Origin of the sequence: Bacillus sp. PS217 (genome assembly GCF_037963535.1) — a bacterium.
GTDB classification, from domain to species: Bacteria; Bacillota; Bacilli; order Bacillales; family Bacillaceae; genus Bacillus; species Bacillus subtilis.
Genome location: NZ_CP150157.1, coordinates 3,115,199 through 3,130,000 on the forward strand (window position 1 = coordinate 3,115,199; position 14,802 = coordinate 3,130,000).

11 protein-coding genes and 10 tRNA genes (1 of these 21 running past the window's edge) are annotated in these 14,802 nt (G+C 44.3%); 3 read left to right on the top strand and 18 right to left on the bottom strand.

Annotated elements, in window-relative coordinates; all coding sequences use genetic code 11:
• On the top strand, nucleotides 1-1,224 hold the full coding sequence (locus NSQ83_RS16205; protein WP_204551353.1) for a glycosyltransferase family 4 protein: 1,224 nt from the start codon (nucleotides 1-3) through the stop codon (nucleotides 1,222-1,224).
• Between the two features lie 73 nt (nucleotides 1,225-1,297).
• On the opposite strand, the gene NSQ83_RS16210 is transcribed toward NSQ83_RS16205, so the two are convergent.
• Genes NSQ83_RS16210 through cotSA form a run of 3 tightly spaced genes read right to left on the bottom strand, consistent with a single transcriptional unit; the run spans nucleotide 1,298 to nucleotide 3,934 of the window.
• Nucleotides 1,298-1,729 (bottom strand): hypothetical protein, encoded by a 432-nt coding sequence (locus tag NSQ83_RS16210; protein ID WP_033884542.1) that lies wholly within the window; start codon nucleotides 1,727-1,729, stop codon nucleotides 1,298-1,300.
• Between the two features lies 1 nt (nucleotide 1,730).
• Nucleotides 1,731-2,786 (bottom strand): spore coat putative kinase CotS, encoded by a 1,056-nt coding sequence (cotS, locus tag NSQ83_RS16215; RefSeq protein WP_174223197.1) that lies wholly within the window; start codon nucleotides 2,784-2,786, stop codon nucleotides 1,731-1,733.
• A gap of 14 nt (nucleotides 2,787-2,800) precedes the next feature.
• The gene (gene cotSA, locus NSQ83_RS16220) at nucleotides 2,801-3,934 is read right to left on the bottom strand and encodes a spore coat protein CotSA (protein ID WP_003229028.1); all 1,134 of its coding nucleotides are present in this window, start codon (nucleotides 3,932-3,934) and stop codon (nucleotides 2,801-2,803) included.
• Between the two features lie 189 nt (nucleotides 3,935-4,123).
• Between cotSA and cotI the strand changes: the two genes are divergently transcribed.
• Nucleotides 4,124-5,197 carry a spore coat kinase CotI gene (gene cotI / locus NSQ83_RS16225; protein ID WP_204551354.1) on the top strand — a complete coding sequence of 358 codons (1,074 nt, stop codon included), beginning with the start codon at nucleotides 4,124-4,126 and terminating at the stop codon, nucleotides 5,195-5,197.
• Between the two features lie 79 nt (nucleotides 5,198-5,276).
• A complete protein-coding gene (locus tag NSQ83_RS16230) occupies nucleotides 5,277-5,744 on the top strand; it encodes a TspO/MBR family protein (protein ID WP_204551355.1) in 468 nt (155 codons plus the stop codon).
• 30 nt (nucleotides 5,745-5,774) lie between these two features.
• Here the strand turns inward: NSQ83_RS16230 and glgP are convergent, their stop codons facing one another.
• The 15 genes from glgP to NSQ83_RS16305 form a co-directional block, all read right to left on the bottom strand.
• The gene (glgP, locus tag NSQ83_RS16235) at nucleotides 5,775-8,171 is read right to left on the bottom strand and encodes a glycogen/starch/alpha-glucan phosphorylase (protein ID WP_204551356.1); all 2,397 of its coding nucleotides are present in this window, start codon (nucleotides 8,169-8,171) and stop codon (nucleotides 5,775-5,777) included.
• Entirely contained in the window at nucleotides 8,158-9,612 is a 1,455-nt protein-coding gene (gene glgA / locus NSQ83_RS16240) for a glycogen synthase GlgA (protein ID WP_204551357.1), read from the bottom strand. Before glgA ends, glgP begins: the two co-directional genes overlap by 14 nt.
• On the bottom strand, nucleotides 9,609-10,640 hold the full coding sequence (gene glgD / locus NSQ83_RS16245) for a glucose-1-phosphate adenylyltransferase subunit GlgD (protein WP_015251371.1): 1,032 nt from the start codon (nucleotides 10,638-10,640) through the stop codon (nucleotides 9,609-9,611). Before glgD ends, glgA begins: the two co-directional genes overlap by 4 nt.
• A 23-nt stretch (nucleotides 10,641-10,663) precedes the next feature.
• Complete coding sequence (locus NSQ83_RS16250) at nucleotides 10,664-11,806, bottom strand: glucose-1-phosphate adenylyltransferase (protein WP_153912378.1); 1,143 nt, start codon at nucleotides 11,804-11,806, stop codon at nucleotides 10,664-10,666.
• Nucleotides 11,803-13,686: a 1,4-alpha-glucan branching enzyme gene (gene glgB / locus NSQ83_RS16255; protein WP_068947633.1), complete on the bottom strand. Its 1,884-nt coding sequence runs from the start codon at nucleotides 13,684-13,686 to the stop codon at nucleotides 11,803-11,805. Before glgB ends, NSQ83_RS16250 begins: the two co-directional genes overlap by 4 nt.
• A gap of 231 nt (nucleotides 13,687-13,917) precedes the next feature.
• A tRNA-Glu gene (locus tag NSQ83_RS16260) sits at nucleotides 13,918-13,989 on the bottom strand.
• A 25-nt stretch (nucleotides 13,990-14,014) separates the two neighbouring features.
• Nucleotides 14,015-14,105, bottom strand: a tRNA-Ser gene (locus NSQ83_RS16265).
• A gap of 3 nt (nucleotides 14,106-14,108) precedes the next feature.
• Nucleotides 14,109-14,183 (bottom strand) — tRNA-Asn (locus NSQ83_RS16270).
• 10 nt (nucleotides 14,184-14,193) lie between these two features.
• Nucleotides 14,194-14,270 (bottom strand) — tRNA-Ile (locus NSQ83_RS16275).
• 15 nt (nucleotides 14,271-14,285) lie between these two features.
• Nucleotides 14,286-14,359 (bottom strand) — tRNA-Gly (locus NSQ83_RS16280).
• A 10-nt stretch (nucleotides 14,360-14,369) separates the two neighbouring features.
• Nucleotides 14,370-14,445 (bottom strand) — tRNA-His (locus NSQ83_RS16285).
• Between the two features lie 17 nt (nucleotides 14,446-14,462).
• Nucleotides 14,463-14,538, bottom strand: a tRNA-Phe gene (locus NSQ83_RS16290).
• Between the two features lie 12 nt (nucleotides 14,539-14,550).
• Nucleotides 14,551-14,627: transfer RNA gene (locus NSQ83_RS16295), tRNA-Asp, on the bottom strand.
• Between the two features lie 11 nt (nucleotides 14,628-14,638).
• Nucleotides 14,639-14,715 (bottom strand) — tRNA-Met (locus tag NSQ83_RS16300).
• 17 nt (nucleotides 14,716-14,732) lie between these two features.
• Nucleotides 14,733-14,802, bottom strand: a tRNA-Ser gene (locus tag NSQ83_RS16305) (it continues 23 nt past the right edge of the window).

The following is a 14,802-nucleotide window of genomic DNA, read 5'->3' on the forward strand; positions in this document are numbered from 1 at the left end:
ATGAAGCTTGCCTTTATCTGTACAGAAAAGCTGCCGGCGCCCGCAGTACGCGGCGGCGCTATTCAAATGATGATTGACGGTGTCACGCCCTATTTCAACAGCAGGTACGACCTGACCATTTTTTCAATAGAAGATCCATCGCTCCCAAAAAGAGAAACAAAAGACGGCGTACATTATATCCATCTGCCAAAAGAACATTACCGCGAGGCGGTAGCCGAAGAGCTGCGAGCCTCTTCATTTGACCTCATTCATGTGTTCAACAGACCTTTAAATGTCTCTTTATATAAAAAAGCCTCACCAAACAGCAAGATCGTACTGAGCCTGCATAACGAAATGTTTTCTGAAAAAAAGATGACCTTCGCGCAAGGAAAAGAAGTACTCGACAATGTCTCCATGATCACAACTGTGAGCGAATTTATTAAACAAACCGTCATTGAACGTTTCCCTGAAGCCGAGGACATCACAAAAGTTGTGTATTCCGGCGTTGATTTAAACTCTTATCCGCCCGTCTGGACGATGAAAGGCTCGGCTGTCAGAAAAACATACCGGAAAAAATACGGTATTGAAGATAAAAAAGTTATTTTATTCGCCGGCCGCTTAAGCCCGACAAAAGGACCTCACCTTCTCATTCACAGCATGAGACGGATTTTGCAGCAGCACCCTGATGCTGTACTGGTCATAGCAGGCGGGAAGTGGTTCAGCGATGACAGCGAAAACCAATATGTCACCTATCTGCGCACGCTGGCGCTGCCATACAGAGACCACATAATCTTTACAAAATTCATTCCCGCAGACGACATCCCAAACCTATTTCTGATGGCAGATGTTTTTGTGTGCAGCTCTCAGTGGAACGAACCCCTCGCCCGTGTGAATTATGAAGCAATGGCGGCCGGCACGCCCTTAATTACCACAAACCGGGGCGGAAACGGTGAAGTCGTAAAACACGAAGTCACTGGCCTTGTCATCGACAGATACAACAAACCTTCTTCATTTGCAAAAGCAATTGACAGAGCCTTTACAGATCAAGAATTAATGAGCAAAATGACAAAAAACGCCCGAAAGCATGTAGAAGCTTTATTTACCTTTACCCATGCTGCCAAAAGGCTCAATACTGTTTACCAATCCGTTCTGACCCCGAAAAACAAACAATTTCCGCCGCCTTTTCTGACGCAAAATTTTGATTTATCATCTATCAATCAGCTTTTTGTGAAAGCAAAAACATAAAACCTACAGCTCGTGTTGCAAAACGGGCTGTTTTTTTGCTGCAGAAAACATGAAAAAAGGCATAAATGTGACTTTATGCCTTGCGCTTTACGGTTTGAGAAAACCATGGAGCTGGTTTAGATTCACTTGGAAGAATGATGATTTCCACTTTAGCTTCTTCCGCTAAGTCTGGTTCTTCATCTTCCTCCTCTTCTTCATATGGGGACACTGAGCGTTTCGAATCACGCTCCTCCTCAGGCTCCAGAGTGGTTTCGAATTTCGTTTCTTCTTCATCATCGACGATTTTGTGATCTGTTTCCTTTTCCTTCGTTTCTTCTTGATATTCTTTCGGTGCATTGATGTGAGGGAGCTCTCGAATGCTGCCCACATCTAAATGCTTCTCCTCTTCTTCCTTCTCAGCTGAGATTGAGTCATGAGCCTGCCATCCCATCGGTCCAGGCGGTGTAAATACGAATTGGTCGAGATCTAGTTTAGAAATAAAGGCTTTTTGTCTCGATGACCTCATGTCAATTCGCCTCCCGATACGCTTTTATCTTTTTATACAGTTCCGGCAGTTTATCCAAAAACGAATCTTTAGATTCTTCAACAGAAATCATGTTTTGCAGCGCCCAGTTATATTTCTCATCTGACCACGTTTTCTTTTGCTTCAAATAATATTTGTGCCCGATTGCACAGAACAAATGCGGAAACGCGAGATCAATCCAAAGTACCTCGTACTGTTTTTCTGTGAGTGGATACACTGCGTCGTAGGACGCAAGCAGTGCAACCATGAAATCAGTATCCCATACAGAAAGCTTAACCATCACTTTATTCAGCAGAATACGAAGGTCTCTTGACGGTAAATCGTAGGTAATCGAGTGAAGCTCCTTTAAAAAAGGCTCCCCTTCGATCTCTGTCAAACGTGCCAATGTAAAATCCTGAAAACAGAATCCGCCATGCTCGAGCGTCTCTTTTGTCCAGGTTTCGTATTCTGAGTCATCAAGCGCCTGAAGAGCTTCTTTTCCTCTTGCCAGCATTTTATCAGCATGTTTTAAGAAAGTTTGCGAAAATACGTCATCAGCATAGGATGCCGCGATCTGCATATTCCCTTCAAGTTCCTGCAGCTTCCATCGGTACAATTTGTGCCATTTTCCCAGCCTGCTTCTCTTCTTGCTTTCATCTGTGCAAACATATCCTTTTGAGGCATGATGAAAATGGCCGGCAAATGACATGACTTTTTTCATTTGCTCTGCATCATAGTAAATCATTTCTTTTCCTGTCACTTTGTCATATAAGCTGTAAGAAACCTGATCCGTGCCCAAGCAGCTCCCGCCATTTTTTGTTTGATGAATCGGCGCTATCGGCAGCCCTTTCTCTTGTAAATGGGCGTGTGCCTGAGTGATAAAAAGCATCCGCTCCGGTTTCATTTGCGCTTCTTTTAGCAGCTTTGGGCCATGATCAGTTTCGACTTCCCAGATTTTGCGCCCGCTTTTGTTCGATTTCAGCGCCACATGGTCGATATGAAACGGATAATAGCTGAGAATTTCGGACACAATCTGTTCTTCATGCTCTTTTTGGTACACTCTGTTCACCCCTTCTATCTGTTCTTTTCATAGACGCTGAGCAGATTTTCAGCCACCCTCTGCCAACCAAAATTGCTTTCTGCCTCACGGCGGCTATATTTCCCAAGCCGTTCCCGCTTTTCCGAGCTGCTCAGCAAATCATTGATACGTTCGGCATATTGTTTAGGATTTTCAAAGTCATGAATGATGTAGCCGTTTTTCCCTTCCTCTATGACCTCTGGATTGCCTCCCCGATTGCTTGTAATAATAGGAAGTCCCGCAGCCATCGCTTCATAATGCACCCTTGCTAAAGGCTCCTGCCATTGCGAAGAGCATACAAATACATCTGACATGGTATAAAGGCGCGGAATGTCCTTTGGCTTCACAAATTGAATAAATGTGACATGATCCTTTTGCATCGCACCAAGGGTATGAAGATGTTTAACATAGTTATTTAATTCATTATCTCCGAACCATTTTGACCCGATAAACACCATCATGACATCGGGGTGCTCCTCAATGATGTCCGGCAAAGCTTGCAATAATATGTGCGGGCCTTTGACTTTGCTAAGCCGGCCGACAAACAAGACGATTTTTTTGCCGTGAAGCCCCAGCTCGCTACGCATCTCTTCGCGAGCCCGCTGCCCTTCATTCGTCCAGCGAGGGTGGTACGTTTTTAAATCCACACCAGAATACACCGTTTTTGTTTTTGATCGTGCTGACGGAAAACGGCTTGTGATCGTCTGTCCGATATAATCGCTGACCGTAACAATCTGCGCTACGGAGTCGATGCAAATCTCGCCTTCCGCCTGGCTGATTTTATCGTAAGCGAACATTTCATTGTGAACGCTTAAAATAAAAACAGCATCCGGCGCCTGTTTCTTCAATTTCGGAACCCAGCTTGGGCGATTACAAACATGCACAAGATCAAAACGGCTCTTTTTCAGCTCTGCTCCAACGGCTTCTTCATAACGGTCTTCATCCAAATGCACATAATGGACACCGTCTACCTTCTCTCTATCAGCGAGATTCGGATCTTTAATAGAAAACACAGTCACCTCATGTTTTTTGGCAATTAAAGGGGCAACCGCTTCTAGGTAGATTTGAATGGCGCCTCCTCGAACCGATGGGACAGGAAGCTTCTCTGTGGCGATCAGTGCTATTTTCATACATAGCCTCCATTCCTGCATGATTTTTAACTAGTTAGAATCATGATACGGCTGAACAACCAACTTGTGCGGAATGGGACTGCCCTAAAAACAAAACGGGTAAACAACCAGATTCATCTATTAAATATAGTCAAATAACTCAATCATTTTTTCCTTTTGATTCATAAGGTAGGAGTAAAACAGGTAAGGATGTGTCCTTTAATGGCAGAAAACCATGAAGTCATTGGGGAGGGGAATTCATCAGAGCTTCCTTTATCAGCAGAAGATGCAAAAAAATTAACGGAACTGGCTGAAAATGTGCTTCAAGGATGGGATGTGCAGGCTGAAAAAATAGACGTCATTCAGGGAAACCAGATGGCGCTTGTCTGGAAGGTCCACACAGACTCCGGCGCGGTTTGTCTAAAACGAATACACAGGCCAGAAAAGAAAGCGTTGTTTTCCATTTTCGCGCAGGACTATTTAGCAAAAAAAGGCATGAATGTTCCTGGCATACTCCCAAACAAAAAAGGCAGCCTATATTCCAAGCACGGCTCATTTCTATTTGTCGTATATGACTGGATCGAAGGAAGGCCGTTTGAGCTGACTGTAAAGCAGGACTTGGAGTTTATCATGAAAGGCCTTGCTGATTTTCATACAGCTTCCGTCGGATATCAGCCGCCAAATGGCGTTCCCGTATTTACCAAATTAGGTCGCTGGCCGAATCACTACACGAAACGATGCAAACAGATGGAAACGTGGAAGCTGATGGCGGAGGCGGAAAAAGAAGATCCTTTCTCACAGCTTTATCTTCAGGAGATAGATGGCTTTATTGAAGACGGGCTGCGCATCAAAGACCGGCTTTTGCAGTCGACCTATGTTCCATGGACTGAACAGCTGAAAAAAAGCCCTAACCTTTGCCACCAGGATTACGGAACCGGAAATACACTCTTAGGGGAAAATGAACAGATTTGGGTCATTGACTTAGATACCGTTTCATTTGATCTGCCTATTCGCGATTTGCGCAAAATGATTATTCCGCTTTTGGATACGACGGGCGTTTGGGATGAAGAAACATTTCATGTCATGCTGAACGCATACGAATCCAGAGCCCCATTAACTGAAGAACAAAAACAAGTCATGTTTATTGATATGCTGTTTCCTTACGAGCTTTACGATGTCATTCGCGAAAAATACGTCCGCAAGTCTGCTTTACCGAAGGAAGAATTAGAATCAGCTTTTGAATATGAACGCATTAAAGCAAACGCATTGCGGCAGCTTATTTAAGACCATCATTTCCCCCGCATATCGGGGGTTTGATCTTTATAAGATAAAGGGTAATTAAATACATGCGGAGGTTGCAAATATGAAAAAGATTGTCGGCGCTTTAGCCGTTTTTGTGATTACATATGCGCTGTTTTCAGCCGCAGGCTACCTGTTTCCTGTGGACCAAGAATGGTACAATTCATTGAAAAAACCGGACTGGACGCCAAGCGGAACTGCGATCGGCATCATTTGGGCCATCCTGTTTGCCCTGATCTCCCTTTCAGCAGCCATTGTATATGCTGCGTTTTCATTTAAAGGTGCGAAAAGCTTTTGGTTTACACTTTTGATAAATTACGTGCTGAATCAAGCCTTCAGCTATTTCCAGTTTACGCAAAAAAATCTGCTGGCTGCATCGCTTGACTGCCTGCTTGTCGCCATCACAGCAATCGTATTACTGATCATTGCCAAAAAATACAGCAGAGCCGCAAGCTATCTTCTTTTGCCTTATTTTTTATGGAGTGCATTTGCGACGTTCTTATCCTTTACAATCAATTCAATGGATCTGTGAACAAAAAAAGCCGCTTATACAGCGGCTTTTTCACATCATCGGCTTGATGCCCCAAATGTCCTTCGCATATTCCCGGATCGTGCGGTCGCTGGAGAAATATCCAGAATGAGCAATATTTACAATCGAACGCTCAGACCATTTCCTTCGCTCTCGATAATCAGCTTGAATTCGCTCCTGCGCATCTGCATATGAGCTGAAATCCTTCAGCACAAAATACTCATCATTATGCGGAAGCAGCGAGTCAAAGATCGATTCAAATTCATCTGCTTCTCCTTCAAAAAAACCATTGATCAGCTGATCCGCTACCTGCCTGATTCTCCTGTCATGCTGATAATATTCCCTCGATCTATAGCCGCCGTTTTCCTGATACGATAGAACCTCATCCGCCTTTAAGCCGAACGTGTAAATACAGTCAGGGCCCACCCGCTCAAAGATCTCGATATTTGCGCCGTCATGCGTGCCGATCGTCAAAGCCCCGTTCATCATAAACTTCATATTTCCTGTACCAGACGCTTCCTTGCTTGCAGTTGAAATTTGCTCACTTACGTCTGATGCCGGAAAAATTCGCTCAGCCATAGAAACTCTATAATTTTCTAAAAAAACAACTTTGATCAGCTGTTTGACCGCCGGATCATAATTGACTTTTTCTGCGACAGAATGGATCAGCTTAATGATTTTCTTAGCATAATAATAGCTTGGTGAAGCCTTTGCCCCGAAAATAAAGGTTTGCGGGTAGATTGAAAACCCCGAATCCTCCTTGAGGCGGTTATACAGATACATAATGTGAAGAACATTCAACAGCTGCCGTTTATATGCATGAAGCCGTTTCACCTGTACGTCGAATATGCTCTCAGGGTTCACAACCACCCCGGCCGTGCAAAAAATCAAATCGGCAAGCTCTTGTTTTTTCTTGCTTTTGTTGTTTTGAAACTGTTCAATAAATGCAGGATCAGTGGCGTACGGTTCTAAACGGATCAGTGATTCCGGCTGTTTGACCCATTCATCGCCGATCGCCTCTGTAATGATGGCAGACAAGCCTGGATTCGCTTTTAACAGCCAGCGCCTGTGGGCAATTCCATTCGTCTTATTGTTAAAACGATTCGGAAACAGCAAGTGAAAGTCGCGCATCTCCCTTTCCATTAATATATCGGAATGTATTTTTGCAACGCCATTTACACTGTAACTGCCTACTATGGCCAGATGAGCCATTTTGACAACACCATGCGCTGTAATCGCCATGTCCTCTATCCTTTTCCAGTCTCCCGGATACTTTTCCCAAACTGCGCGGCAAAACCTCTCATTGATCTCTTCAATAATCATGTACATTCGCGGGAGCAGCGGCTTAAACAAATGAATCGGCCATTTCTCGAGCGCTTCTGACAATGTTGTATGATTTGTATAAGAAATCGTATGTACAGTGATATGCCAAGCTTCTTCCCAGCTCATGTTCTCTTCATCGAGCAAAATCCGCATCAGCTCAGGCACCGCAAGCGCAGGGTGAGTGTCATTAATATGAATGCTCACTTTTTTATGCAGGCCGGATAAAGATTTATGTGTTTTTCGGTAATTGTTCACAATGCTTTTTAAGCTTGCGCATACTAAAAAATACTGCTGCTTCAGCCGTAAAATTTTCCCCTCATCATGGGTGTCATCGGGATATAAGAATTCAGAAACCGCTTCTGTTTCTCGCTTATAAGACAAAATATTACCGCCGTGATAATGCGCATAGGGCTCGGCGTTCCAAAGCCTTAACGTGTTGACAGTGCCCGTTTCATAGCCGATGATCGGGATATCATAAGGAACAGCGGTAACAATTGTCGCTTGTTCGTGGCGAAAATGCAGGCGCCCGCTTTTTTCTGTCATATGGACTTCGCCCCAAAACGGCACGTCCACTGCTTGATCTGCATTCCTTACTTCCCATACGTTCCCGTTTTTCAACCATTGCTCAGGCAGCTCCACCTGATGTCCGTCTACAATTTTTTGCTCAAACAAGCCATGCTTATAACGTATGCCCATCCCGTGCCCCGGCAGGTTCAACGAAGCAAGAGAATCTAAAAAGCAAGCGGCCAAGCGGCCAAGCCCGCCGTTGCCGAGACCTGCATCGTTCTCTATCTGAAGGATTTCCTCTAAATTGATGCCAATTTCCTTTAAACCAGCTTCTACAACATCACGAACACCAAGATTCATTAAGTTTTGCTCAAGGAGCTGACCGAGCAGAAATTCGATTGATAAATAATATATCTGCTTCCCGGAATTTGATCTGCTTTTTTCATTCGTTTCGATCCAATCAGCGCTGATATACTCTCTGACCATATTGCCCAACGTTTTATATTGATCCAGCTTGGCAGAATCTTTAAAGCTTTTTCCGCACGTCATTTCCAGACGCTTTAAAAATAAGTCTGCAAAGCGTTCTTTACTCGAGAACATCCCGTCCACTCCTTGTCACCTGCTCGAAAATACGCTGATACTCTTTAGCCGACTTCCCCCAGCTGTAATCTGCATTCATTGCGGTCTTCACGATGCTCTTCCATACATCCTGTTGGCGATAAAACGCCAGCGCTCGTTCAATCGTAAATTTCAAATCATGCGCATTAAAGGCGGAAAACGTAAAACCATTGCCCGTTCCCTCTTCCTCCTGATAGGAACGGACAGTGTCGTAAAGACCGCCCGTTTCCCTGACAATCGGAATGGCGCCATATTGAAGAGCAATGAGCTGCCCCAAACCGCACGGCTCAAATTTCGACGGCATCAAAAACATATCAGAGCCCGCATAAATTCGATGGGCTAGCGGCTCATCAAACCCGATATAAGCTCGGCACTTCTCATGAAAAGCAAATTCTGCATACCGGAAATAATCTTCAAATTCACGTTCTCCTGTGCCCAGCACAACCAGCTGTATGTCTTGCTCCTCAAGAAGTTCGTGCATAATTCTGCGGACAAGATCAAGCCCCTTTTGTTTAGTGAGCCTTGTCACCATACTGATCAGCGGAATATCATTTTTCTCTGGAAGCCCCATTCGCCGCTGAAGCTTCGTTTTGTTTTCCAACTTGCATGCAAGATCCCCTGAATCGTATTGCGCCTCTATATAAGGATCGCTTTTCGGCTGATAGAACGTATCATCAATGCCATTTAATATGCCGGTTACATCATTTTCCCTATATTGCAAAACCTGTTCCAGCTGCTCACCATAATACGGAGTCAATATTTCATTTCTGTAAGTGGGGCTCACAGTTGTCACATGATCAGCCGCAATGATGCCCGCCTTCATAAAATTAACAAAACCATTGCATTCTAACCTTTCATAATGAAAATGATCCATCTCAAGACCCAGCAAGTCATGTGTGACATCAGGAGGGAATATGCCTTGAAACTGCAGGTTGTGGATCGTGAGCACGCTTTTCATCCGTTCATAAAAAGGATGTTTTCTGTACTCCTCTTTCAGCAAATAATTGACCATCGCTGTATGCCAATCGTGAGTATGAACAATATCGGCTGGAACATTCACAACTTTGGCAGCCTCCAGCACAGCTCTTGAAAAAAAGGCAAACCGCTCACCGTCATCATAATGCCCGTACAACGAATCCCTGTTGAAATAGTACTCATTGTCGATGAAGTAATAATTCACATCGTCTTCGGCCATATGTTCAATTCCGCAATATTGCTGACGCCAGCCGACAGCTACCGTACACTCAGCCTTTTTTTTCATACGCTTTTTCCACGGTTCAGGTATTTGGCTGTACTTCGGCAGCATCACATATACTTCATTGCCTAATCGCGCAAGCGTCTTCGGAAGAGCGCCTGCTACATCAGCAAGACCTCCTGATTTCACAAATGGGGTGCATTCTGACACAGCAAATAATATCTTCAAGAATTCATCAGCTCTCCTTGCACCAAACCTTTTCTTAATACAAGCGGCTGCTCAGCTGTTCCTACAGCTTCCGTCGCCTTGCCGATTTTAACATCCTTATCCGAAATGACCTGCTCAAGAAGACAATCCTCTCCAATCTGCGTTTTTTGCATAATAATACAGTTTTTCAGCTTCGTTCCCTTTCCGACATGGACCGCCCTGAACAAAATACAGTTTTCAACCTCTCCTTCAAGCACACAGCCGTTTGCCACCAAAGAATTTTTGACAGTGCTGTGCTTTCCGTATTTCGTAGGCGGCTCATCCTTCACTTTTGTATAGATCGGCTGCTGCGGCAAAAACACCTGCTGCCAAAAACGAGGCTGAATGAGCTCCATACTGTGGGTATAATATTTTTCCACCGAATCAATGACAGCGGCATAACCTGAATATTCATAAGGGCAAATGGTCAGGGCGGAAGATTCCTTTTCAACAGCCTCCTGAATGGTTTTATAGCCTTTTTCGCTATGTCCGTAGATCAGATCCTTTAAAAGCGTTGTTGACATGATATAGATTTGCAGCGACTGGCCGTCCTGAAATACCTCGGTGACGTCGCAGCCAACCTCCTGATGGCGTTTCAGCACATATTGAAATTGAATGTTGCATACGGTATGGCTGTTGGAGATTACAGCATACTGCTGAGTGCTTCTGTGGAAGTAATCTAGATGGTCCGAAAACTGGCGAAAGGAACCGAATTCATCGTATTCGTGATGAAGATGGGGAGACGGGAAAAAAAAGAGGCCGTCCTTTTTCCGGTGCAAATCCCATTCCTTACCCGCCCCAAGGTGATCCATGAGCGAACGGTAACGATACTTCGGAAAAATTGCAACACTCCTAATATCCGCATTCACCATGTTGGAAAGCATAAAATCAATCAGTCGGTACCTGCCGGCAAAAGGGATCGCCCCGAGCGACCGCTGTGCTGTTAAATCCTGAAGAGAATGCTTATATGTGGTTTCATCTATAACACCTAACATTTGATTATTGAACACTGACTCTGCCCCCTCTTCAGTAATTAAATCAATTCTTTTTCTACAAATTCCTCTGAAACGAGCAGCACCTCTTCAATGTCTTTTTCGGAGCGAATCACTGCGCCATCCGGCAGCACCATCCCATTAGGAACGATGGCATTATCAATGACTACATGCTCCCCAATCGTCACATCCGGCATTATGACGGATGATGTAACAGTCGTATGCTTACCAACAGTCACACCTTGAAAAAGAACGGAGTGAGACACATTTCCATATACAACACAACCTTCGTTCACAAGCGAATCTTGAACCTGCGCATCAGATGAAATAAATTGCGGAGGCTGATTTGGATTGACGGAGTAAATTTTCCATTTGCGTTCAAATAGCTTCAGCTCCGAGTCCTCTTTTAACAAATCCATATTGGCTTCCCACAAGCTCTGCACCGTTCCGACATCCTTCCAATATCCCTTGAACGGATAAGCAGAAAGCTTCTTTTTCTCTTCCAAAAGCAGAGGAATAATGTCTTTGCCGAAGTCGTGGCTAGAATAAGGGTTTTGATCGTCCATCTCAAGATACTGTTTCAAAAGCGGCCAATTGAATATATAAATTCCCATTGAGGCAAGATTGCTCTTAGGGAATTTGGGCTTTTCATCAAAATGTGTGATCGTCCCATCTGGATTGGCCTTCATGATGCCGAACCGGCTTGCTTCCTCCCAGCCCACTTCGATGACAGAGATGGTCACATCTGCTTTCTTTTCAATGTGATAATCAAGCATTTTGCCGTAGTCCATCTTGTATATGTGATCTCCTGATAAAATCAGTACATACTCAGGATCATACTGATTCAAATAATTGAGATTTTCATAAATGGCGCTTGCCGTTCCTTTATACCATTTGACTTCTGATGACTCGGCATAAGGGGGTAAAACCGTCACGCCGCCATTATATCTATCCAGGTCCCATGCACTGCCGATCCCAATATAGGAATTCAGCTCAAGCGGCTGATATTGCGTTAAAATCCCGACTGTGTCTATGCCTGAATTTGAACAGTTGCTTAGGGTAAAATCAATAATCCTGTATTTTCCCCCGAAAGATACAGCCGGTTTAGCCATATTTTTTGTTAATCCGCTGAGACGGCTGCCCTTCCCGCCGGCAAGGAGCATGGCTACACATTGTTTTTTCATCTTTTTATCTCTCCTCTTTTTTTAACCGCCCGTAAAATCGAGATACCGTAAGGGGGGATGGTCATCGTGATATAACACGGTTTATGATGAAGTGCTCCCTTTTTGGCCGATAATGGCTTTTTGTTGATTTGCCCTGAGCCTCCATATGTTTCACTGTCACTGTTAAGCACTTCAATGTATTGAGTAAAAAAAGGAACTCCAACATCATATTGATGATAGACCACGGGTGTAAAATTACAAATGATGACAAGCGCCTCACCGTGCTTTTTGCCATAACGAATAAAAGAAAAGATTGATTGTTCGTCATTATGGACATCAATCCATTCAAACGATTGTGCACGATGGTCATGCTCATAAAGGATTTTGCTTTTTTGGTAAAAGCGGAGAAGATCTTGCGTAAAAACGCTGGCTTTCTGATGCATGGGGAAGGAGTCCAAAAACCAATCAAGCTGTTCTGTATCTTTCCATTCATCAAATTGGGCAAACTCTGATCCCATAAAGATCAATTTCTTTCCGGGATGCACTGTCATATAGCCCAGCAAAAGCCGATACTGGGCAAATTTCTGCCAGTAGTCGCCAGGCATTTTATTAAGAAGTGATTTTTTTCCGTATACGACTTCATCATGAGAAAACGGCAATACAAAATGTTCACTAAACGCATACAGTAATGAAAAAGAGATAAGCTGATGACAATGCCGCCTTTCTTCGGGCGGCGTCTCCATGTATTTCAGTACGTCATTCATCCATCCCATATTCCATTTATAATGAAAACCAAGCCCCCCTTCCTCAACGGCACCTGTCACTTGAGGCCATTCTGTAGAATCTTCCGCAATCATCATCACATGTGGATAAGCCTCTCTCATGGTTTGATTGAGTTTTTTTAAAAAATCAACAGCATATGGATTCGTGTGGCGTTCATCCTGATTTGGCCAATACAGGATATTAGCCACTGCATCAACCCTAAATCCATCTATATGATAGAATTCCGCCCAGTACAACGCATTCGAAATTAAAAAACTATGAACTTCCGGTTTCCCCAGGTCAAAGTTTGCCGTGCCCCATAACCAGTTCTCCCGATCACGTTCTTCTTTGTATTCATAAAGCGGTTCTCCATCAAACATATAAAGGCCATGTGCATCTTTACAAAAATGTCCGGGGACCCAATCCAAAATGACTCCGATATTTTGTTGATGACATTCATCAACAAACTTCATCAGATCATGCGGCGGGCCAAACCTGCTTGTCGGACTGTAATACCCCGTTCCTTGGTACCCCCATGAACGATCATATGGATGCTCATACACCGGAAGCAGTTCAATATGGGTAAACCCATGCTCCTTGATATAAGGGATAAGCGTCTGACTTAATTCTTTATAGGAATAATGCCTGCCATCAGAATGCTTCTTCCAAGACCCAAGATGCAGTTCATAAATGAAAACAGGTTTTTCATACAGCGTCTTAGCCTTCTGTTTCTTTTGCCATTTTTGATCTTGCCAGCTGTACCCTTCCAAATTGTAAGTAAGTGACGCTGTGTTTGGTCTGACTTCTGAATAAATAGCGTATGGATCTGCCTTCAGCCTGATCTCACCGTTATTCGTCACGATTTCATATTTATATCGTTCCTTTTCTCCTATACCTGGAATAAATAACGTCCAAATGCCATTATCATTCACTCTGTGCATCACATGCTCTTCTCCAGACCAGCTGTTAAAATCTCCAGCCACTCGTACTTCCGACGCATGAGGCGCCCACACACAGAATTCATATCCGCTTTTGCCATTCAGCTCGCGGTAATGCGAGCCAAACAGCTGATAGCTTTTAAACAGACTGCCTTCGTGAAAAAGATAAACATCATGTGCTGTCGGGCTGGCAGCGGCCATGTAATCATCCTTTCTGACATCATAGTTTTCATTTATAGTATTTATTCGAAGAAATAAAAAAAAGCCCTTTCCTGAAAGCGCTTATACTTATAGACAATTAACTTCATTTTCTGAAGAAAAACGAAATATATGGAGATTTTTGTAGTCTGTTTTTAAAATAAAGAACAAAATCTAAGACATATCATGATTTAGAAAACAAAAAAACCTTGCAGGATATGCAAGGCTTCTGGATGACCCGTACGGGATTCGAACCCGTGTTACCGCCGTGAAAGGGCGGTGTCTTAACCGCTTGACCAACGGGCCGATAATTATTATATCTGTAATCATATGGCGGAGAAGGAGGGATTTGAACCCTCGCGCCGCTTACACGACCTACACCCTTAGCAGGGGCGCCTCTTCAGCCACTTGAGTACTTCTCCATTTGGCTCCACAGGCAGGATTCGAACCTGCGACCGATCGGTTAACAGCCGATAGCTCTACCACTGAGCTACTGTGGAACAAAAGTCATGGTGGGCCTGAATGGACTCGAACCATCGACCTCACGCTTATCAGGCGTGCGCTCTAACCAGCTGAGCTACAGGCCCATGACGATATAGAAATGGAGCGGGTGATGGGAATCGAACCCACGACATCAGCTTGGAAGGCTGAGGTTTTACCACTAAACTACACCCGCAATTTTTATTTGGGGCGATTGATGGGAATCGAACCCACGAATGCCAGAGCCACAATCTGGTGCGTTAACCACTTCGCCACAACCGCCAAAATATATTGATAAATGGTGGCTCGGGACGGAATCGAACCGCCGACACACGGATTTTCAGTCCGTTGCTCTACCAACTGAGCTACCGAGCCTAAGTATTTAAATGGCGGTCCGGACGGGACTCGAACCCGCGACCTCCTGCGTGACAGGCAGGCATTCTAACCAACTGAACTACCGGACCATTTTAAAATTTGGTTGCGGGGGCAGGATTTGAACCTGCGACCTTCGGGTTATGAGCCCGACGAGCTACCGAACTGCTCCACCCCGCGATGATTAGGAATATGTATGGCGGAGGAAGAGGGATTCGAACCCCCGCGGGCTTTGACACCCCTGTCGGTTTTCAAGACCGATCCCTT

Coding starts and splice junctions, on each gene's coding strand:
- NSQ83_RS16205 (WP_204551353.1), top strand. CDS start 1: ATGAAGCTTGCCTTTATCTGTACAGAAAAGCTGCCGGCGCCCGCAGTA.
- NSQ83_RS16210 (WP_033884542.1), bottom strand. CDS start 1,729: ATGAGGTCATCGAGACAAAAAGCCTTTATTTCTAAACTAGATCTCGAC.
- cotSA (WP_003229028.1), bottom strand. CDS start 3,934: ATGAAAATAGCACTGATCGCCACAGAGAAGCTTCCTGTCCCATCGGTT.
- cotI (WP_204551354.1), top strand. CDS start 4,124: ATGTGTCCTTTAATGGCAGAAAACCATGAAGTCATTGGGGAGGGGAAT.
- NSQ83_RS16230 (WP_204551355.1), top strand. CDS start 5,277: ATGAAAAAGATTGTCGGCGCTTTAGCCGTTTTTGTGATTACATATGCG.
- glgP (WP_204551356.1), bottom strand. CDS start 8,171: ATGTTCTCGAGTAAAGAACGCTTTGCAGACTTATTTTTAAAGCGTCTG.
- NSQ83_RS16250 (WP_153912378.1), bottom strand. CDS start 11,806: ATGAAAAAACAATGTGTAGCCATGCTCCTTGCCGGCGGGAAGGGCAGC.
- glgB (WP_068947633.1), bottom strand. CDS start 13,686: ATGGCCGCTGCCAGCCCGACAGCACATGATGTTTATCTTTTTCACGAA.